This window comes from Fluviibacterium sp. S390 (assembly GCF_049800695.1).
GTDB lineage: Bacteria > Pseudomonadota > Alphaproteobacteria > Rhodobacterales > Rhodobacteraceae > Meridianimarinicoccus.
This window is the reverse complement of record NZ_JBNAFN010000060.1, coordinates 1-739: the sequence shown is the minus strand read 5'-3', so window position 1 is coordinate 739 and position 739 is coordinate 1. Positions and strand designations below refer to the sequence as shown.

Genomic DNA, 739 nt, shown 5'->3' with positions numbered 1-739 from the left:
TTTGGAACTGTGGGAATCGCTGACCAGGGTTGGCACGTGTGCCGTGGTCGGCTTCTTCGGGAGCCTCATTGCGACAAGCAAACGATGGCAGGATGCCAGCACTGCGACCGGCCACATCGAGTCAGAATGGACCTGTCACGCTTTGATGCCGCTCCGATTTCTCACTTATGCAGCCTGAGCCTTGAAGGCCAAGGGACTTTTCCAGCCGAGAGCTGAATGCTTGCGGCGCGGATTGTAGAAGCCGTTGATGTATTCGAAAATCGCCAGTTCGGCAGCCCGCCGTGTCGGCCATGACCGGCGCCAGATCAGCTCGGCCTTGATCGTCTTGAAGAAGGTCTCGACCGCCGCGTTGTCGTAGCAGTTGCCTTTCCCGCTCATCGAGACCTCAAAGCCATGCTGGCGCAGGATCTTCTGGTAGTCGTGAGAGCAATACTGGCTGCCGCGATCCGTGTGATGGATACAGCCTCTGGGCGGTTGCCGCAAAGCAATGGCCATCTTCAATGCTCGGATTGCCAGATCACGCTGCATCCGGTTGCTGACAGCCCAGCCGACGACGCGTCGGGAATGCAGGTCGAGGATCACAGCGAGATAGAGTCACCCGTCCTGCGTCCAGACATAGCTGATGTCACCCGCCCATTTCCGGTTCGGGCGATCTGCCGAGAAGTCGCGATCCAGCAGGTTTGGCGCGATGTTGAAGCTGTGATTGCTGTCGGTTGTCGCCTTGAACTTCTTGCTCCTC

General features: G+C 58.3%; 1 pseudogene. It reads right to left on the bottom strand.

Features of this window, described 5'->3' with window-relative positions:
• Positions 1-165 precede the first annotated feature (165 nt).
• Positions 166-739 (bottom strand): annotated as a pseudogene (locus ACP15K_RS20300) (IS3 family transposase); the annotation flags it as partial.